Raw genomic sequence first — 17,269 nt, forward strand, 5'->3', positions numbered from 1 at the left:
CTTCCACGACCTAAACGACCAATACGCTCGTTACGACCAGTGTCTTACCCAGTACAGTCCGTCCTCCTACCGTTCCCGGCCACCGGAGCGCGTCGCTCCGATGAAGGGTGGAGGACCCGAGATGTCGAGAAAGCACACCCGACTGGCCGCGGCCGTCGTCGCCGCAGGACTGGTGCTCGCGGGGTGTGGAGGATCGAGCCAGGCGGGCTCGGTCAACAAGTTGGAGATCATGGCCCCGGCCGACCCCGGCGGCGGTTGGGACCAGACCGCGCGCGCCATGCAGGCCGCCATCACCGGGGCCGACCTGGTCGACTCCGTCCAGGTCAGCAACGTCGGCGGTGCGGGCGGCACGGTCGGCCTGCAGAAGCTGGCCACCGAGAAGTCCGAGAGCTACATGATGGTCACCGGCCTGGTCATGGTCGGTGCGGTGGAGACCAACGGCGCGGACAAGCGCCTGGAGGACACCACCCCGATCGCCCGGCTGACCGCCGAGGACGAGGTCGTCGTGGTGCCGGCGGAATCGCCGTACCAGACCATCGACGACCTGCTCAAGGCCATCGAGGAGCAGGGCAAGGCCATCTCGATCACCGGTGGCTCGGCCGGCGGCACCGACCACATCCTGGCCGCGATGCTGCTCAAGGCGAAGAACATCTCGTCGGACAAGCTCAACTACGTGCCCTACTCCGGTGGCGGCGAGTCGCTGGCGGCGCTGCTGGGCGGCCAGGTCACCGCGGGCATCTCCGGCATCGGCGAGTACAAGGAGCAGATCAAGGCGGGCAAGCTGCGCGCGTTGGGCACCTCCGGCCCGACCCCGCACCCCGACCTCAACGCGCCGACGCTCAAGGAGGTCGGCACCGGTGTGGAGCTGATCAACTGGCGCGGCGTGGTGGCCCCCGGCGGCATCTCGGTGGCCGCCAAGGACGAGCTGGTCAAGCTGGTCACCCAGATGCACGACAGCCAGGCGTGGAAGGACGAGCTGACCAAGAAGGGCTGGACCGACACCTTCCTGACCGGCCACGAGTTCTCCAAGTTCCTGACCATGGAAATCGGCCGCATCAAGCCGGTGCTCGAGGAAATCGGCCTGGTGAAGTGATCAGCGAGAAGGTCGAGGAGTACGTCTTCGGCGGCCTGGTCGCGGCGCTGGGGGTCTTCACCCTGGTCGATGCCACGACCATCGTCGTGCGCGGCTCGGCGAACACCGTCGGGCCGCGCGCCTTCCCCTACGCCGTGGGCGCGCTGCTGGTCGTGACGGGGATCGCCGCGATCGCGGCCACCGCCCGCGGCAAGCTGGGCGAGGCGGAGGAAGCCGAGGACATCGACACCCACGTGCGCACCGACTGGCTCACCGTGGCCAAGCTGGTCGCCGTGCTGGTGGCCCACCTGGTGCTCATCGACGCGGTCGGCTGGCCGGTCGCGGCGGCGGTGCTGTTCGCCGGTGCCGCCTGGACGCTGGGCGCGACCTGGTGGCGGGCACTGGTGGTGGCGGTGGTGCTGGCGCTGGTGGTGCAGGTGGTCTTCGCCTCCGGCCTGGGCCTGTCGCTGCCCGCGGGGATCTTCGAAGGGGTGCCGCTGCTCGATGGGTAGCTTCAGCGCGCTCCTGGACGGCTTCGCCACCGCGGCGCAGCCGGAATACCTGCTCTACGCCCTGCTGGGGGTCACCCTCGGCACGGCCGTGGGCGTGCTGCCGGGCATCGGCCCGGCCATGACGGTGGCGCTGCTGCTGCCGCTGACCTACACCCTGGAGCCCACCGCGGCGCTGATCATCTTCGCGGGCATCTACTACGGCGGCATGTACGGCGGGTCGACCACGTCGATCCTGCTCAACACGCCGGGGGAGTCCGCGTCGATCGTCACGGCGCTGGAGGGCAACCGGATGGCCAAGGCCGGGCGCGGCGCCGCGGCGCTGGCCACGGCGGCGATCGGCTCCTTCGTGGCGGGCACCATCGCCACGCTGCTGCTGACCGCGCTGGCCCCGACCATCGCCGACCTGGCGGTGCAGTTGGGCCCGGCGGACTACGCGGCGCTGATGGTGCTGGCCTTCGTCACCGTCGCGGCGCTGCTGGGCTCCTCGCCCGTGCGGGGCCTGGCCTCGCTGGCGCTGGGCCTGTTCATCGGCCTGGTCGGCACCGACACCCTCACCGGCCAGTCCCGCTTCACCCTGGGCGTCGACACCCTGGCCGACGGCGTCGACGTCGTGGTGGTGGCCGTGGGCGTGTTCGCCGTCGGCGAGGCCCTGTACGTGGCCTCGCGGCTGCGGCACGGCCCGGTCGAGGTGGTGCCGGTGGGCGGCAAGTGGTTCACCCGCGAGTTCTGGTCGCGGTCGTGGAAGCCGTGGCTGCGCGGCACGTTCATCGGCTTCCCGATCGGCACCGTCCCCGCAGGCGGCGCGGACGTCTCGACGTTCCTGTCCTACGCCGCGGAGAAGAAGCTCTCCAAGCGCCCCGAGGAGTTCGGCAAGGGCGCGATCGAGGGCGTGGCCGGGCCGGAGGCGGCCAACAACGCCGCCGCCGCGGGCGTGCTGGTGCCGCTGCTGACCCTGGGCCTGCCGACCACGGCCACCGCCGCGGTGATCGTGGCGGCGTTCCAGAGCTACGGCATCCAGCCGGGGCCGTTGCTGTTCACCAACAACTCGGCGATGGTGTGGGCGCTGATCGCCTCGCTCTACATCGGCAACGTGATGCTGCTGGTGCTCAACCTGCCCCTGGTCAAGATCTGGGTGAAGGTGCTGCAGATCCCGCGGCCCTACCTGTACGCGGGCATCCTGCTGTTCGCCGCGCTGGGCACCTACGCGGTGAACTTCGTGGTGGACGACCTGGTGGTGCTGCTGGTGATCGGCGTCGTCGGGTTCTTCATGCGGCGGCACGGCTACCCGGTCGCGCCGCTGGTGGTGGGCCTGATCCTGGGGCCGATGGCCGAGGAGCAGGTGCGTCGCACGCTGCAGATCAGCGAGGGCGACCTGTCCGCGCTGGTGACCAGCCCGTTCGCCGCGGTGGTCTACGCGGTGCTGGCGGTGGTCGTCGTCGTGGCCGCGGTGGTGCGGATGCGCCGACCCAAGGCCGCGGCGGCGGTGGAGGACAAGACGCCCACCGCGGTGTGACGCGGGGGACTTCCGGGTGGCCGGGCGGGGTTGGTCTCCCGCCCGGCCACCCTTTTTCACGTGATGTCTCAGCGGGTGCGGAAGCGGTCCAGCCACGCGTCGACCTCCCGCAGCGGCGCGGCGTCGACCGCGTAGAGCCGCCGGGTGCCCTCGGCGCGGACCGTGGCGAAGCCGGTGTCGCGCAGCACCCGCAGGTGCTGGGAGACCGCGGGCTGGGAGATGCCGAACTCGGCGGTGATCACCTCCGTCACCGCGCCGGAGGTCCGCTCACCCTCGGCGAGCAGCTCCAGGATGCGCCTGCGGACCGGGTCGCCGAGGACGTCGAACGCGCGCACCCCGCCACTGTATCGGCCACTGTGCCTGCCGCCGCTTGTGCCGCGGCCGTGCGTGACGCGGCGGTGCCGGGCGCGGGTGGTGGTCAACGGCGCTCGGGGGAGGGGCGGGTGGTACTTGCGGGCGCGGATGCTGAACCTTGCGCCGAGGTGACCTTGCGCGTGAAGATATCCGGGCCGTAGCTCGACGGACGGGAGGATTTCCAGCGTGACGGTTTCGCCGTACGGACTCCACCGCGTCCTGGAACCCGCCGGGGTGCTGCCGCAGCAGGCGTGGCGGCTCGACGCCGATCCCACGCCGCGCGCCGACGAGGTCGTGCTGGACGTGCGGCGGCTCAACCTCGACGCCGCGTCCTTCCGCCAGCTGCGCGAGGCCCACGGCGACGGCGTGCGCCAGGCCGTGCTGGACATCGTGGCCCGGCGCGGCAAGATGCAGAACCCGGTCACCGGCTCCGGCGGGATGCTGCTGGGCACCGTCCGGGCGGTCGGCCCGGACTCCCCGCTGGGCCTGCGCGTGGGCGACCGCGTGGCCAGCCTGGTCTCGCTCACCCTGACCCCGCTGCGCATCACCGACGGCCTGGCCGACTGGGACGGCCGCACCGAGCAGGTGCCCTGCCGCGGCACGGCGGTGCTGTTCGGCCGCTCCATCGCCGCGGTGCTGCCCGACGACCTGCCCGAGGAGCTGGCGCTGTCGGTGCTGGACGTGTGCGGCGCGCCCGCGCTGACCGACCGGGTGGTGCGCGGGTGCGCCCAGGCCCCGGCGGTGCTGGTGCTGGGCGGCGGCGGCAAGTCCGGGTCGCTGTCGCTGGCCGCGGCGCGGCGGGCCGGGGCGCGCAGGCTGGTGGCGCTGGTGCCCACCGACGACGAGGCCGCCGCGGTGCGCGCGGCCGGGCTGGCCGACGAGGTCGTCGTCGCCGACGCCCGCGACCCCGTCGCGGTGGCGCGGGCGGTGGGGGAGCGGGTCGAGGTCACCGTGGTGTGCGTGGACGTGCCCGGCTGCGAGCACGGCGCGATCCTGGCCACCGCCGACGGCGGCACGGTCGTGTTCTTCTCCATGGCCACCTCCTTCAGCGCCGCCGCGCTGGGCGCGGAGGGGCTGGCGGCGGACGTGCGGATGCTCATCGGCAACGGCTACGTCCCCGGTCACGCCCGGTTCGCGCTGGACCTGCTGCGCGCCGAGCCCGCGGTGCGGGCGCTGTTCGAGCACAGGCAGACTCACCAGGCGTGACTACCACCCTTCTCGTAGGCGGGCGCGTGCACTCGCCCACCGCGCCCGACGCCACCGCGATGGCCGTCACCGACGGCACCGTGGTGTGGCTGGGCCAGGACTCCGTGGGCCGCGCCCTGCACCCCGACGCCGAGGTGGTCGAGCTGGACGGCGCGTTCGTCGCGCCCGCGTTCGTCGACGCGCACGTGCACGCCACCTCGGCCGGGCTGCTGCTGACCGGCCTGGACCTCACCGGCTGCGCCTCGCGCGCCGAACTGCTCGACGCGGTGCGCGCCGCGCCGGGGCCGCTGGTCTGGGGCCACGGCTGGGACGAGACCCGCTGGCCAGACCAGCGCCCGCCCACGCGCGCCGAGCTGGACCGGGCCGCGGGCGGCGCGCGCGTGTACCTCTCCCGCGTCGACGTGCACTCGGCCCTGGTCTCCACCTCCCTGGTCGAGCTGGCACCCGGCGCGCGCGAGGCCGACGGCTGGTCCGACACCGGGCCGCTGACCCGCGCCGCCCACCACCACGTGCGCGGCGCGGCCAAGGACGCCCTGCCCGTCGAGCAGCGCCGCGCCGCCCAGCGCGCCTTCCTGCGCCACGCCGCCTCCAAGGGCATCGCCGCGGTGCACGAGTGCGCGGGGCCCGACATCTCCGGCCGCGACGACCTGGCCGACCTGCTCGCGCTCACCGACGGCCCCGAGGTGGTGCCCTACTGGGGCTCGCTGGAGCACGTGGACCTGCCCGTGCGCGGCCTGGCGGGCGACCTGTTCGTCGACGGCGCGCTGGGCTCGCGCACCGCCGCGCTCAGCCGCCCCTACCACGACCGCCCCGACACCAGCGGCGCGCTCTACCTCGACGCCGAGGCCGTGGCCGCGCACCTGGTGGCGTGCACCGAGGCCGGGCTGCAGGCCGGGTTCCACGTCATCGGCGACGCCGCGGTGGCCGCCGTGGTCGAGGGCTTCGAGCGGGCCGCCGCCGCGGTCGGCGTGCCCGCCCTGGCCGCCCGCAGGCACCGCCTGGAACACCTGGAGATGGTCACCCCCGAGCAGGCCGCGAAACTGGGCTCCTGGGGCGTGGTGGCCTCGGTGCAGCCGCTGTTCGACGCCGAGTGGGGCGGCCCGGAGGGCATGTACGCCCAGCGCCTGGGCGTGGCGCGGGGCACCGCCCTCAACCCCTTCGCCCACCTGGCCGCCGCGGGCGTGGTCCTGGCCTTCGGCTCGGACGCCCCGGTCACCGCGGTCGACCCCTGGGCGGCGGTCCGCGCCGCCGTGCACCACCGCACCGACGGCCTGGGCATCTCCCCGCGCGCGGCGTTCAACGCCCACACCCGCGGCGGCTGGCGCGCGGCGGGCGTGGACGACGGCGTCACCGGCACGCTGCAGCCCGGCGCCCCCGCCACCTACGCGGTCTGGGACGCGGGGCAGCTGGAGGTCGCCGCGCCCGACAGCCGGGTGCAGCGCTGGTCCACCGACCCGCGCTCGCGCGTCCCGGCGCTGCCCGCCCTCGACGGACCCGCCCCGACCTGCCTGCGCACCGTGCTGCGCGGCCGGACGATCTACGAGAGGGAGTGAGCATGCTGCTCGACCTGGACCCGGAGGTGGTCGCCACCGCGCGACGGCTGGCCGCGCGGGCGGCCGAGCCGGTGGTGGCCATCGCCAAGGCGCACACCACGGTCTCGGTCGAGCGCGCCACCCTGCGCCTGGCGGGCATCACCGGCGCGGACTCCACCCACCGCGCAGGCGACGTGCCGTGGGTCAACCGGGTGGTGGACACCGTGCGCGAGCACTGCGGCCTGGAGCACGGCGCCGCGCTGCCGGTCTTCCACGCCCTGCGGCAGCACGACCTGGGCACGCTCACCGAGCTGGCCGAGGCGTGCGCCGCGGGCCAGGTCCGCTTCACCGTGCCCGAGGGCCGCGACCGCGCCCGCGCGGAGAAGGCCGCCCGCGCCGCGGTCGCCAGGGGGCTGCGCACCGTGGACCGCAACCGCGCCCAGCGCGAGAAGCTGGTGGCCAGGTGGGGCGACCCGCCGCAGCGCCCCTGGATCTACCTCATCGTGGCCACCGGCGACATCGACGAGGACGTGGTGCAGGCGCGCAACGCCGCCCGCGCCGGGGCCGACGTCATCGCCGTGATCCGCTCCACCGGCCAGTCCCTGCTGGACTACGTGCCCGAGGGCGCCACCCACCACGGGTTCGCGGGCACCTACGCCACGCAGGAGAACTTCCGCATCATGCGGGCCGCGCTGGACGAGGTGTCCAAGGAGGTCGGCCGCTACGTGCGGCTGACCAACTACGCCTCGGGGCTGTGCATGCCCGAGATCGCGGTGCTGGCCGGGCTGCAGCGGCTGGACATGATGCTCAACGACTCCATGTACGGCATCCTGTTCCGCGACATCAACCCCATCCGCACCTTCGTCGACCAGCGCTTCTCCCGCCAGGTCCACGCCCGCGCGGGCATCATCATCAACACCGGCGAGGACAACTACCTCACCACCGCCGACGCGGTGCAGGCCGCCCACACCGTGACGGTGTCCCAGCTGCTCAACGAGCACTTCGCGCACGAGGCGGGGCTGCCCGACCACCTGCTGGGCCTGGGCCACGCCTTCGAGATCGACCCGAAGGTGCCCGAGTCGTTCCGCCTGGAGCTGGCGCACGCGCTGCTGGCCCGCGAGCTGTTCCCGGACGCGCCGCTGAAGTGGATGCCGCCCACCAAGCACATGACCGGCAACGTCTTCGACGGCTACCTGCTCGACGGGTTCTTCAACCTCGCCGGGGTGCTCACCGGCCAGAGCATCCTGCTGGTGGGCATGATGACCGAGGCCGTGGTCACCCCGTTCCTGTCCGACCGCGACCTGGCGCTGGCCAACGTGCGCTACGTGCTGGGCGCCGCGGGCGGGCTGCGCGAGGACTTCCGGCCCGCCCCGGACGGCTTCATCGTCAAGCGCGCCCACCAGGTGCTGGGCGAGGCGGTGGACCTGCTGGGCCGCATCGTCGACGACGGCCTGCTCAACGCCATCGCCGACGGCACGTTCGGCCTGATGAAGCGCCCCGCCGACGGCGGCAAGGGCGCCGAGGGCGTGGTGGAGAAGGCGGCCGGGTACTGCAACCCGGCCTCGGAGCTGCTGGAGGTCCCGGCGTGAAGCGGCACGTGCGCCCCTACGGCGACACCACCGGCGACGGCATGGTGCAGACCTCGTTCACCCTGCCGGTGCCCTTCGGTCCCAAGGCCGACGGCGCCGCACGGCAGCTGGCCAACCGGATGGGCATCGACCCGGCGATGGTGGTGCACTCCCACGCCATCGGCGAGGAGTTCACCTTCTTCGTCGTCTACGGCCCGGTCCGGCACGTGGTCGACCTGGAGCAGGTGCGCGTTGTCGAGCGGGAGTACCCGCTGCTGTCGCCCGCGGAGGTCAACGCGGCGGTCCGCAAGCTGCTGCGGCGCAAGCTGGTCGTGGTGGGCGCCTGCATCGGCACCGACGCCCACACCGTGGGCATCGACGCGATCCTCAACATCAAGGGCTTCGCGGGGGAGAAGGGGCTGGAGTACTACCGCGAGCTGAAGGTGGTCAACCTCGGCGCCCAGGTCCCGGTCCCCGAGCTGGTGCGCCGCGCCCGCGCGGAGAAGGCCGACGCGGTGCTGGTCTCCCAGGTGGTGACCCAGCGCGACGCGCACCTGCTCAACACCCGCGAGATGGCCGCGGCCTTCCGCGAGGCCATGGGCGCCCGCCGCCCGCTGCTGATCGCGGGCGGACCGCGTTTCGACCCGCTGGCGGCGGGGGAGTTGGGGGTGGACCGCGTGTTCGGCCGGGGGACCACCCCCGGCGAGGTCGCCAGCTACCTGGTGCACGCCGTCCGGTCCAGGAAGGAAGTCGCCGCGTGAGCCTGTACGAGGGATTCTCCGTCACCCACCGCCGCTACGTGCCGCGCTCGCACGCCCACTACGGGGGCGACCTCGTCGACGGCGCCTACGGGTTGGGGCTGTTCGGGGACGTGGCCACCGAGCTGCTCATCCACACCGACGCCGACGAGGGCCTGTTCGCCGGGTACAGCTCGGTGGAGTTCGTCGCGCCGATCCAGGCGGGTGATGTGATCGAGGCGACCGCGACGCTGGTGCGCATCGGCAACCGGTCGCGGGAGATCGAGTTCGAGGCGCGCGTGGTGTGCCGCTCGGCCCCGCTGCGCGGGCCCTCGGCGGCCGACGTGCTGGACCCGCCGCTGGTGGTGACGCGGGCCAGGGGGACCGTGGTGGCCCCCAAGGCCGCGGACTGAGCGGCCGAAGCGGCGGCGGGCGGGTCAGCGCTCGAGCGCGTGTTCAGCGCGGCAGGTTGGCCATGACGCGGCAGTAGTCCTCGTAGGTGGCGCGGCCGTAGCGCTCCAGGTCGTCGCGCAGGGCCCTGGGGTCCACGCCGAAGGACTCGACCACCCGCAGCGAGGCGGGGACCTTGTCCGGGCGGGCGCCTGCGACGACCTCCGCGCCCAGGCTCTCCTGGAAGGCCGCGAAGTTCTCCTGCTTGGTCCGCGCGGTCAGCTCGCGGACCCTGGGGTCGGCGCGCAGGGCGCGCTCGGCCTCGCGCATCGCCTCGTCGGTGTCGGTGAAGACCAGCAGGGTCGTGCAGTACGGGGTGGGGGAGCCGGGCACGCGCTCGGCGGGCAGCAGCGCGGCGACGGTCACCGCCGCCGCGGCGGCGACCACCGAGGTCGTCGCCAGTAGCAGGAGCGATCGGCGGTCCACTGCGGAATGGTGGCACAGCGGGCGTGGTGGCGCGCAGTCCGGCCACCCGCCGTCTGATCAATTGATTCTATGACTTCAGTGTGGAATAAAATAAACAATCGGACCCGGTGCCGGTCACAGCCGGACGAGCAGGGGTTGCGCCCTCTGCCAGGATCGGTGGGGTGATCACCCTCGACCCCGGTTCCGCCGTCCCCCCGTACGAGCAGGTGCGCTCGCAGTTCGCCCGCAAGATCACCGACCGGGAGCTGGCGGTGGGCACCCGGCTGCCCACCGTGCGGGCGCTGGCCGCGCAGCTGGGCATCGCGGTCAACACCGTGGCGCGGGCCTACCGCGAGCTGGAGGAGGCGGGGCTGATCGAGACGCGCGGACGGGCCGGGACGGTGGTCAGCGCGGCGGGGGAGCAGGGCAGGGAGCGGGTGCTGCGCGCGGCGCGCGCGTACGCGGCCACCGCGCGGGAGCAGGGTCTGACCGCGCAGGAGGCGCTGGAGATCGTCCGGGCCGCGCTGGCCGACTAGCGCGTCCTCCCGCCCGGTCGCGGGCCGGAGGACGCGGGGGAGCGGCCCCGGTCAGTACGCGCGGGCGGGCATCATGATCCACAGCGCCAGGTAGACGACGAACTGGGGTCCGGGCAGCAGGCAGGACAGCACGAACAGCAGCCGGACGGTGCCGGGCTTCCAACCATAACGGGCGGCCAGGCCCGCGCACACGCCCGCGATGACCCTGCGGTCCATGGGCCTGCTCAATGTGGTGGTCATGTGTTCCACACTCCTTGTCACCGGGGTGCCGCGCATCGGTGGAAACCCTGATTTCGCGGCCTCGGGGTTCCCTGCGGGGGTGGTGTCCACGCATCGTGATCGGGGGGAGGGGCGCTGGTGGCGCGGGTGCCCGCGCGCGGGGGGCTACGCTGACCACCCGGCTCGGTCCGCGGTGCGCGGACGAGGGGCGCGCCGGGCCTTGCGGCCCCGGCCCCGAGCCGGGCAGTGACACGACGACGATCGCGCCCGGTGCCCTCGGTGGGTGCCGGCGAGGAGGAAACGGATGGCGGACCAGCAGGCGCAGCCTGACCGCGAGCTCGGGCCGGTGCTGGTGGTGATCCCGACCTACAACGAGCGGGACAACATCGGCAAGATCGTGAAGCGGCTGCACTCGGCCCTGCCGGAGGTGCACGCCCTCGTGGTCGACGACGGCAGCCCGGACGGCACGGGGCAGCTGGCCGACGAGATGGCCGCCGCGGACGAGCGCGTGCACGTGCTGCACCGCACCGAGAAGGCGGGGTTGGGTGCGGCCTACATCGCGGGCTTCGGCTGGGGGCTGGAGCGCGGCTACGGCGTGCTGGTGGAGATGGACGCCGACGGCTCGCACGCGCCGGAGGACCTGCCGCGGATGCTGGACGCGCTGCACGACGCCGACCTGGTGATCGGCTCGCGGTACGTGCCCGGCGGCACGGTGGTGAACTGGCCGAAGAAGCGGGAGTTCCTGTCGCGGGGGGCGAACCTGTACTCGCGGCTGGCGCTGGGGGCGAAGGTCAAGGACATCACGGCGGGGTTCCGCGCCTACCGGGCCGGGGTGCTGGGCAGCCTCAAGCTGCACAACGTGGCCTCGGCGGGCTACTGCTTCCAGATCGACCTGGCGTGGCGGACCATCGAGCTGGACTACCGCGTGGTGGAGGTGCCGATCACGTTCACCGAGCGTGAGATCGGTGTGTCGAAGATGAGTGGCGACATCGTGCGGGAGGCGTTGATCCGGGTGACCAAGTGGGGTCTGCGGCGGCGCTACACCCAGCTGCGGGAGCTGTTCGCGCCGAAGACGAAGACCGGGGCGGCGCGCTAGGGCGCGGCCCCTGGCACGGTTGAGGGGGCCCGCCGCGCGGCGGGCCCCCTCAAGTGCGTTGGGTGGTGCTCAGGCGGTGCGGGTGCGCCTGCCCCTGAGCTCTTCCAGCCGCTCGTCGAGCAGCTCCTCCAGTTCGGGGATGGAGCGCCGCTCCAGCAGCATGTCCCAGTGGGTGCGCGGCGGCTTGACCTTCTTGGCCTCCGGCTCGGACCCGTCGATGATCTTGGACTCCTGGCCGTGCAGGCGGCACTCCCAGGTCGGGGGGATCTCGGCGTCGTCGGAGAAGGGGACCTCGAAGTCGTGGCCCTTCGGGCAGGCGTACCGCACCGACCGGCGCGGGGCGAGGTCGTGATTGCGGTCGGTCTCGTAGCTGACTGCTCCGAGCCGGCTACCCCGTAGAACGCGGTCGGCCATGGCGGTGTCCTTTCGCTCGGCTCAGGGCCGGGGCCCAGGCGGTGGTGCTTACCGAGTGCAACGTCCGGATTGCTCCGTTCGTTCCCGGTTCGACGGTCATGGTCGCCCACAGTGACGTCTTTCACCCGTCAACGAAGGCTTCCTCCTAAGGGATGCAATCGCGGCGGGATCGTGACGCGTTATCAGGCTGCTGGACTACATCATCACTCGGATGGAGTAGCAGCGGCCCGTAGTGTGCGGTTGCGACAGCTTAGACCGACCACGGTGGGCGACGACACTGCGGGCTTTACGCGGCAGTAGTGATGTCCGTAACGACTTGGATTACGGAAAGTTACATTGCTCATGGGAGACGACGGACCTACTGTGCGTGGTTGTTCGGTGGTTGCCGATGACGGCATCCTGAATGGGTTCACCCATCCGGCAGGCGGTTAAACCCGGCTTTCGGTCACGATTCGGCTTCGGCGTCGGATGGCCCGCGCAACAGCGCTTCGAGCCGGTCGAGGAACTCGCGCTGGGCGGTGACCAGCCTGCTGCGCGCCTGGTCGGGCGAGACCCAGGCGACCCGGTCGAGCTCGGGGTAGCTGCGCCAGTGGCCCGAGCCCCTGGGCCACTCCACGCGGAAGGTGCCGGGCACGACCCGCGCCGGGTCCAGGTCGCCCTCCAGCGCCCAGACCTCGACCACCTTGCCACCGGCCTGGCGCACCTGGCCCAGCGGCCGCGGCCGTCCCTCGGGCACCGGCAGGCCCAGCTCCTCGGCGAACTCCCGACGGGCGGTGTCCAGCGGCTGCTCGCCGTCGACGGGCTCGCCCTTGGGGACCGACCAGGCGCCCTCCTCGCGCTGGGCCCAGAAGGGGCCGCCCATGTGCCCGATGAGCACTTCCAGTCCGTGCGCGGCGCGCCGGTACAGCAGGATGCCCGCGCTGCGCCTGCCCGCACCCCGCCTGCCCGTGCGCCGACCAGTCCGCCCGTCCGTCATCGCTCCAGTGTGCGGGGTCGCCGGCGATCAGGTCAGGCTGAGCTGCTCCCCGCGCACGGCCGCGGGTCCCAGGTCGCCGGTGCGGTAGTGCTTGCGGCACAGCACCTGGTAGCGGACCTCGTCGGCCACCGGCGCGGTGTCGGCGACCAGCACGGTGCTGCCCGCGCGGACCACCTCGCCGTCGTGCACGCGGGCGTTGAAGCGGCCGGACAGGCCGCACCAGCACAGCACCTCGACCTGGATGGCGTTGAGCTCGTCGGCCAATTCGAACAGCCGCTGCGAACCGGGGAACAGGGTGCTGCGGAAGTCGGTGGCCAGGCCGAAGCAGTAGACGTCGAGCCGGGCCTCGTCGGCCAGCTCGGCCAGCTGGTCGACCTGCTCGGCGGACAGGAACTGGGCCTCGTCGACGATCAGGTAGTCCACCCGCGCGCCGCGCGCCCAGTGCTCGCGCACCAGCGCGCACAGGTCCATCCCCTCCTGCACCTCCAGGGCGCGGCGGGCCAGGCCCATGCGGCTGGAGATGGTGGGGGTGCCCGAGCGGTCGTGGCGCACCAGCAGCAGGCCGCTGCGGCCCTGTCGGGCCTGGTTGTGGTCGATCTGCAGGGCCAGTGTTGACTTGCCGCAGTCCATGGGCCCGAAGAAGAACCTCAGGCTGCCCACCGCCGCGGCGCGGCGTGCCCCGGCGGTGGGCACCGAGGACAGCGCATCGGTCGGGTCGAGGGCGGGGTTCGAGGGTTCCACGGCGGGCCACCTTAGCGCCGTGGCCGATCACCGCCACACCTCGGTGTTGTCGATACTCTCAGTGTGGATCAAATATTCACCTCAACGGTGGCATCAGAGCACGCAGAGCAGGCGGGACAACCCGCTTTGAAGAAGAACCTCGGGCTGGACCGAATATCATGCTTTCCGATATAACATGGGACATGAGTGGTAGGGGGTTGTCGGAGCAGGCGTTCCTGGTGCTGACCGCGCTGGCGGAGCAGCCCCTGCACGGGTACGCGATCGTGCAGGCGGTGGAGTCGCTGTCGCAGGGGCGCACGCGGTTGCGGGTGGGCACCCTGTACGGGGTGCTGGACCGGTTGGTCGCCGACGGGTTGGCCGAGCGGGACCGCGAGGAGGTGCACCAGGGGCGGCTGCGCCGCTACTACCGGCTCACCGACGCCGGGGTGCGGGCGCTGTCGGCGGAGGTGGCGCGGTTGTCGGCCCACGTGCGGGCGGCCTCGGCGGTGCTGCGGGCCAGGGAGGCGCGGTGAGCGCGCCGATGCCGGACGGGACCGCGGCGGACGGGGTGGACCCCGGCGGGTCGAGCACAGGCGGGTCGAACCTGGAGCGCCGGTACCGGGCGCTGCTGCGGGTGCTGCTGCCCGCCTGGTACCGCGACGGCCGCGAGGAGGAGATGGTCGAGGTCTTCCTGGCCGACCGGGTGGACGAGTTGGACCACGAGCACGGCTGGCCGGGGTGGGGGGAGGCGGCGGCGACCGCGGCGCTGGCGGTGCGGGTGCGCCTGGCCTCGGCCAGGCCCGCCGGGCGGGTGGTGCGCGGGGTGGCGCTGGCGGGTCTGCTGGGGCACGTGCTGCTGGCCGCGGAGTCGGTGGCGTTCGCGGTGCGCTTCGGCCCGGTGCGGCCCTCGGTGTTCGACCTGCTGCTGGTGGTGGCCTTCGCGGCGCTGTTGGCCGGGCGGCGGGGGGTGGCGCGGGCCGCGGTCGGGGTGGTGGCGGTGGTCGCCGCGGCGCTGGTGGTGGTGAGCGGACCGGGCGCGGCGGGTTGGTGGTCGCTGGTGACCAACACCGCGCTGGTGGTGACTGCGGCGGCGGTGCTGCTGGGTTTCCACCGGGAGGCCCCGCCAGTGGCGGCGGCCCGGTGGTGGTGGGCCGCCGCGCTCGGCGTGGTGGTGTCGGTGGTGTGGGCGGCGGTGACGCCCACGCTGGTCTACTTCTCCGCGTGGCTGGTCACCGCCGCGGTGGTGGCGGTGTTCAGACCTTGGCGGGCACCGGGTTGCCCGCGGCGCTGATGGCGCGCCGCACCGGCACGAACGCCATCAGCGTCAACCCGACGACGAAGAACACCACCAGGGAGATGATGGCCAGCCGGAACGAGCCGGTGGCCTGGCCCACGCCCGCGAACACCAGCGGTCCCAGCCAGGAGGTGGAGCGCTCGCCGACCTCGTAGAGGGAGAAGTACTGGGCTTCCCGGCCGGGCGGGATCATCTGGCTGAACAGCGACCGCGACAGCGCGTTGGTCCCGCCCAGCACCAGGCCGATGCCCGCGGCCAGCGCGTAGAACTGGCCCTGCTGCCCGGCCTGGACGAAGAAGGCCGCGCCGACCACGGCGATCCACACCAGCAGGCTGACCATGATGGTGCGCTTGGCGCCCCAGCGGCGGGCGGCCAGGCCGTGCAGCACCCCGCCCAGGAACGCCACGAACTGCACGATGAGGATGGTGGTGATGAGCACGGTCTCGTCGAGCCTGAGCTCGTCGCGGCCGTACTGGGCGGAGACGTTGGCGACCGTGGCGATGCCGTCGGTGTAGATCAGGTAGGTGCCCAGGAAGGCCAGGGTCAGCGGGAACATCCGGGCCTGGCGGGCGGTGGAGCGCAGCTCGGCGAACCCGGCGGTGAGCACCGAGGCGCCGGTCTCGGTGCCGTGCGGGGCCTGGTGGCGCTTGAGGCGGGCCAGCGGGATCAGGGTGAACCCGGCCCACCACAGGCCGGAGAAGACGAACCCGACGCGCACCGCGGCGGACTCGGACAGCCCGATCGCGTCGTGGCCGATGAACAGCGCCAGCTGCACCGCCAGCGCCAGCCCGCCGCCCAGGTAGCCGAAGGCCCAGCCGCGCGAGGAGACCGCGTCGCGCTCGTCGGGGCCCGCGATCTCGGGCAGGAAGGCGTAGTAGACCACCACCGAGGCGCCGTAGCAGATGTTGCCCAGGATGAACAGCGCCACGCCCAGGCCCCAGTCCGCGCCGCCGACCAGGGCCAGCGCGGCGGTGGCCGCGGAGCCGGTGAAGGCCAGCCCGCCCAGCATGCGCCGCTTGTTCTGGGTGCGATCGGCGATGGCGCCCATGACCGGCAGCACCAGCACCTGCACCACGGTGGCGATGGACAGCAGGTAGCCCCACAGCGATCCGGCGGGGAAGTGCAGGCCGAAGGCGGAGATGTCGCAGTCGCGCAGGGCGCTCTCGGCGCAGGCGGCGGGGCCGTTGCGGGCGGTGTCCTGGCGGGCGGACTCCTTGGCCACGGCGGTGAGGTAACCGGAGAGGAACACCGTGATCACGGAGGTGGGGAACACCGAGTTCGCCCAGTCGTACCAGGTCCAGCCCCGCTGTTCGCGGCGTCGTTCGGCGGTGGGGGCTGTGCTGTCGGCCACGCTCATGGGGGCGGACTGTATCCGGGCGGTATCGATCCGTCCTCCGTCCGGGTGGCATCACTGCCAAGCTGTTGCTCTGCGTTCACCTGCCGGGCGACCAGGCGTCGCGGGTGCGCAGCACGTGGCGCAGCGTGTCGGGGCGGTCGGTGACCAGTCCGTCGACGCCCAGTTCCAGCAGGGCGCGCATCCGGTCCTCGGCGTCGACGGTCCAGACGTGCACCTCCAGGCCGCGCCGGTGCGCGGCGCGCACGAACCGCCGGTCGACCACGGTCAGCCCGCCCTGCCGCACCGGCACCTGGGCCAGCGCGCCGCGCACCGGCAGCCGCACGGGCAGTCGGGGCAGCCTGCCCGCGGCCCACAGCGCGCCCACCGAGCGCGGTCCCATCGAGGTCAGCAGGTCGGGGCCTGCCAGCGCGCGCAGCCGCGCCAGGCGCCGCTCGGAGAACGAGGCCAGGCACACCCGTGTCAGCGCGCGGGTGCGGCGCAGCACCTCCAGCACCGGCACCACCGCCGAGTCGGCCTTGACGTCGATGTTGACCAGCGCGTCGGGCAGCTCCTCCAGCAGGTCCTCCAGCCGCGCCACCGGCTCGCGCCCGCCCACGCGGGCCCGCCGCACCGCCGACCAGGGTTGCGCGGCCACCGGGCCGGTGCCGTCGGTGGTGCGGTCGAGCACGTCGTCGTGGTGGACCACCACGACCCCGTCTGAGGTGGCGTGCACGTCGGTCTCCAGGTAGCGGAAGCCCTCGGCGACCGCGCGGCGGAACGCCGACAGCGAGTTCTCCATCTCGGCCAGGTCGTCGAGGTGCCAGCCGCGGTGGGCGAAGGCCCTGGGGTGCGGGCCGGACAGGTAGGGGTGGGTCACGGCCGTAGTGTGCCCCGGCGGCGTGGCGTCGTGGTGACCGATGGGTAGCCGGATACCGTCGCCGCCCATGGAGCTTCTGACCGGAGCGGCGGCGGGTGGGCACGTCGCGGCGGGTGCGTCGGGGCGGCGGGAGGAGGCCAGGCACTGCGCCTGGTGCGGGCGCAGGCTGCCCGACTCCGGCCGGATCGGTCGTCCTCGCCGCTACTGCGCCCAGCCGTGCAGGCAGCGCGCCTACGAGCGGCGTGCCGCGGTGCAGCGCGGTGGTCTGCCCGAGGACGCGGTGGTGCTCTCCGCCGCCGAGCTGGCCGACCTGCAGGACCGGTTGTTCCAGCTGCGCTGCGCCGCCGAGGACGTGGCCACCGCCGCGGACGACGGCGCGGACGCCCCGGAGCTGGGCCGGTTGGCCCGTGAGCTGGCCGCCACCGCGCGCGGGTTGGAGCGGCTGCGCTGAC

20 protein-coding genes and 1 pseudogene are annotated in these 17,269 nt (G+C 73.2%); 13 read left to right on the plus strand and 8 right to left on the minus strand.

What is annotated here, in order from left to right; translation table 11 throughout:
- The first annotated feature begins 121 nt into the window (after nucleotides 1-121).
- From JOF41_RS12230 to JOF41_RS12240, 3 genes are read left to right on the plus strand one after another with little or no spacing between them, the layout of a single operon-like run.
- Complete coding sequence (locus tag JOF41_RS12230; protein ID WP_189223653.1) at nucleotides 122-1,093, plus strand: Bug family tripartite tricarboxylate transporter substrate binding protein; 972 nt, start codon at nucleotides 122-124, stop codon at nucleotides 1,091-1,093.
- Nucleotides 1,090-1,584: a tripartite tricarboxylate transporter TctB family protein gene (locus JOF41_RS12235; protein ID WP_189223652.1), complete on the plus strand. Its 495-nt coding sequence runs from the start codon at nucleotides 1,090-1,092 to the stop codon at nucleotides 1,582-1,584. The genes JOF41_RS12230 and JOF41_RS12235 overlap by 4 nt, the downstream gene beginning before the upstream one ends.
- Nucleotides 1,577-3,097 carry a tripartite tricarboxylate transporter permease gene (locus JOF41_RS12240; protein ID WP_209618781.1) on the plus strand — a complete coding sequence of 507 codons (1,521 nt, stop codon included), beginning with the start codon at nucleotides 1,577-1,579 and terminating at the stop codon, nucleotides 3,095-3,097. Before JOF41_RS12235 ends, JOF41_RS12240 begins: the two co-directional genes overlap by 8 nt.
- Before the next feature lie 77 nt (nucleotides 3,098-3,174).
- Here JOF41_RS12240 and JOF41_RS12245 read toward each other — a convergent pair.
- Nucleotides 3,175-3,432, minus strand: a pseudogene (locus JOF41_RS12245) (ArsR/SmtB family transcription factor); the annotation flags it as partial.
- Between the two features lie 205 nt (nucleotides 3,433-3,637).
- Here JOF41_RS12245 and kdd point away from each other — a divergent pair.
- The 5 genes from kdd to kal are packed head-to-tail and all read left to right on the plus strand — an operon-like array spanning nucleotide 3,638 to nucleotide 8,907.
- Nucleotides 3,638-4,657 (plus strand): L-erythro-3,5-diaminohexanoate dehydrogenase, encoded by a 1,020-nt coding sequence (kdd, locus tag JOF41_RS12250; protein WP_189223649.1) that lies wholly within the window; start codon nucleotides 3,638-3,640, stop codon nucleotides 4,655-4,657.
- A complete protein-coding gene (locus JOF41_RS12255) occupies nucleotides 4,654-6,210 on the plus strand; it encodes an amidohydrolase (protein ID WP_307867390.1) in 1,557 nt (518 codons plus the stop codon). The genes kdd and JOF41_RS12255 overlap by 4 nt, the downstream gene beginning before the upstream one ends.
- 2 nt (nucleotides 6,211-6,212) lie before the next feature.
- Nucleotides 6,213-7,778 (plus strand): lysine 5,6-aminomutase subunit alpha, encoded by a 1,566-nt coding sequence (gene kamD, locus JOF41_RS12260; protein WP_189223648.1) that lies wholly within the window; start codon nucleotides 6,213-6,215, stop codon nucleotides 7,776-7,778.
- Nucleotides 7,775-8,518: a lysine 5,6-aminomutase subunit beta gene (gene kamE / locus JOF41_RS12265; protein ID WP_229795619.1), complete on the plus strand. Its 744-nt coding sequence runs from the start codon at nucleotides 7,775-7,777 to the stop codon at nucleotides 8,516-8,518. The genes kamD and kamE overlap by 4 nt, the downstream gene beginning before the upstream one ends.
- Nucleotides 8,515-8,907 carry a 3-aminobutyryl-CoA ammonia lyase gene (gene kal / locus JOF41_RS12270; RefSeq protein WP_189223647.1) on the plus strand — a complete coding sequence of 131 codons (393 nt, stop codon included), beginning with the start codon at nucleotides 8,515-8,517 and terminating at the stop codon, nucleotides 8,905-8,907. Before kamE ends, kal begins: the two co-directional genes overlap by 4 nt.
- 43 nt (nucleotides 8,908-8,950) lie before the next feature.
- On the opposite strand, the gene JOF41_RS38240 is transcribed toward kal, so the two are convergent.
- Nucleotides 8,951-9,370 (minus strand): permease-like cell division protein FtsX, encoded by a 420-nt coding sequence (locus tag JOF41_RS38240; protein ID WP_209618784.1) that lies wholly within the window; start codon nucleotides 9,368-9,370, stop codon nucleotides 8,951-8,953.
- A 161-nt stretch (nucleotides 9,371-9,531) separates the two neighbouring features.
- Between JOF41_RS38240 and JOF41_RS12280 the strand changes: the two genes are divergently transcribed.
- Entirely contained in the window at nucleotides 9,532-9,885 is a 354-nt protein-coding gene (locus JOF41_RS12280) for a GntR family transcriptional regulator (RefSeq protein ID WP_189223645.1), read from the plus strand.
- A gap of 51 nt (nucleotides 9,886-9,936) precedes the next feature.
- Here JOF41_RS12280 and JOF41_RS12285 read toward each other — a convergent pair whose 3' ends face one another.
- Nucleotides 9,937-10,125: a PspC domain-containing protein gene (locus JOF41_RS12285; protein WP_189223644.1), complete on the minus strand. Its 189-nt coding sequence runs from the start codon at nucleotides 10,123-10,125 to the stop codon at nucleotides 9,937-9,939.
- A gap of 283 nt (nucleotides 10,126-10,408) precedes the next feature.
- Between JOF41_RS12285 and JOF41_RS12290 the strand changes: the two genes are divergently transcribed.
- The gene (locus JOF41_RS12290) at nucleotides 10,409-11,200 is read left to right on the plus strand and encodes a polyprenol monophosphomannose synthase (RefSeq protein ID WP_189223643.1); all 792 of its coding nucleotides are present in this window, start codon (nucleotides 10,409-10,411) and stop codon (nucleotides 11,198-11,200) included.
- 69 nt (nucleotides 11,201-11,269) lie between these two features.
- On the opposite strand, the gene JOF41_RS12295 is transcribed toward JOF41_RS12290, so the two are convergent.
- From JOF41_RS12295 to JOF41_RS12305, 3 genes are all read right to left on the minus strand, one after another.
- Entirely contained in the window at nucleotides 11,270-11,614 is a 345-nt protein-coding gene (locus JOF41_RS12295) for an RNA polymerase-binding protein RbpA (RefSeq protein ID WP_189223642.1), read from the minus strand.
- 445 nt (nucleotides 11,615-12,059) lie between these two features.
- Complete coding sequence (locus JOF41_RS12300) at nucleotides 12,060-12,590, minus strand: NUDIX hydrolase (RefSeq protein WP_189223641.1); 531 nt, start codon at nucleotides 12,588-12,590, stop codon at nucleotides 12,060-12,062.
- Nucleotides 12,591-12,617: 27 nt separating this feature from the next.
- Nucleotides 12,618-13,331 (minus strand): thymidine kinase, encoded by a 714-nt coding sequence (locus tag JOF41_RS12305; protein WP_189223640.1) that lies wholly within the window; start codon nucleotides 13,329-13,331, stop codon nucleotides 12,618-12,620.
- 182 nt (nucleotides 13,332-13,513) lie between these two features.
- Between JOF41_RS12305 and JOF41_RS12310 the strand changes: the two genes are divergently transcribed.
- Both JOF41_RS12310 and JOF41_RS12315 read left to right on the plus strand, forming a co-directional pair.
- Complete coding sequence (locus JOF41_RS12310) at nucleotides 13,514-13,843, plus strand: PadR family transcriptional regulator (RefSeq protein ID WP_306344673.1); 330 nt, start codon at nucleotides 13,514-13,516, stop codon at nucleotides 13,841-13,843.
- The gene (locus JOF41_RS12315; protein WP_209618788.1) at nucleotides 13,840-14,601 is read left to right on the plus strand and encodes a hypothetical protein; all 762 of its coding nucleotides are present in this window, start codon (nucleotides 13,840-13,842) and stop codon (nucleotides 14,599-14,601) included. The genes JOF41_RS12310 and JOF41_RS12315 overlap by 4 nt, the downstream gene beginning before the upstream one ends.
- Here the strand turns inward: JOF41_RS12315 and JOF41_RS12320 are convergent.
- Nucleotides 14,564-15,961: an MFS transporter gene (locus JOF41_RS12320; protein WP_189223638.1), complete on the minus strand. Its 1,398-nt coding sequence runs from the start codon at nucleotides 15,959-15,961 to the stop codon at nucleotides 14,564-14,566. The genes JOF41_RS12315 and JOF41_RS12320 overlap by 38 nt on opposite strands.
- Nucleotides 15,962-16,037: 76 nt before the next feature.
- Nucleotides 16,038-16,886 (minus strand): glycerophosphodiester phosphodiesterase family protein, encoded by an 849-nt coding sequence (locus JOF41_RS12325; RefSeq protein ID WP_209618790.1) that lies wholly within the window; start codon nucleotides 16,884-16,886, stop codon nucleotides 16,038-16,040.
- Here JOF41_RS12325 and JOF41_RS12330 point away from each other — a divergent pair.
- On the plus strand, nucleotides 16,885-17,268 hold the full coding sequence (locus JOF41_RS12330; RefSeq protein WP_189223636.1) for a hypothetical protein: 384 nt from the start codon (nucleotides 16,885-16,887) through the stop codon (nucleotides 17,266-17,268). The genes JOF41_RS12325 and JOF41_RS12330 overlap by 2 nt on opposite strands.
- Nucleotide 17,269 lies beyond the last annotated feature (1 nt).

The sequence above is a fragment of the Saccharothrix coeruleofusca genome (assembly GCF_017876325.1).
Classification (GTDB): domain Bacteria; phylum Actinomycetota; class Actinomycetes; order Mycobacteriales; family Pseudonocardiaceae; genus Actinosynnema; species Actinosynnema coeruleofuscum.

Bases quoted from the DNA above. Each gene is read 5' to 3' on its own strand.
- JOF41_RS12295 (WP_189223642.1), bottom strand. From the start codon at position 11,614: ATGGCCGACCGCGTTCTACGGGGTAGCCGGCTCGGAGCAGTCAGCTAC.
- JOF41_RS12240 (WP_209618781.1), top strand. From the start codon at position 1,577: ATGGGTAGCTTCAGCGCGCTCCTGGACGGCTTCGCCACCGCGGCGCAG.
- kamD (WP_189223648.1), top strand. From the start codon at position 6,213: ATGCTGCTCGACCTGGACCCGGAGGTGGTCGCCACCGCGCGACGGCTG.
- JOF41_RS12285 (WP_189223644.1), bottom strand. From the start codon at position 10,125: ATGACCACCACATTGAGCAGGCCCATGGACCGCAGGGTCATCGCGGGC.
- JOF41_RS12330 (WP_189223636.1), top strand. From the start codon at position 16,885: ATGGAGCTTCTGACCGGAGCGGCGGCGGGTGGGCACGTCGCGGCGGGT.
- JOF41_RS12320 (WP_189223638.1), bottom strand. From the start codon at position 15,961: ATGAGCGTGGCCGACAGCACAGCCCCCACCGCCGAACGACGCCGCGAA.
- JOF41_RS12230 (WP_189223653.1), top strand. From the start codon at position 122: ATGTCGAGAAAGCACACCCGACTGGCCGCGGCCGTCGTCGCCGCAGGA.
- JOF41_RS12325 (WP_209618790.1), bottom strand. From the start codon at position 16,886: ATGGGCGGCGACGGTATCCGGCTACCCATCGGTCACCACGACGCCACG.
- JOF41_RS12300 (WP_189223641.1), bottom strand. From the start codon at position 12,590: ATGACGGACGGGCGGACTGGTCGGCGCACGGGCAGGCGGGGTGCGGGC.
- JOF41_RS12310 (WP_306344673.1), top strand. From the start codon at position 13,514: ATGAGTGGTAGGGGGTTGTCGGAGCAGGCGTTCCTGGTGCTGACCGCG.
- JOF41_RS12290 (WP_189223643.1), top strand. From the start codon at position 10,409: ATGGCGGACCAGCAGGCGCAGCCTGACCGCGAGCTCGGGCCGGTGCTG.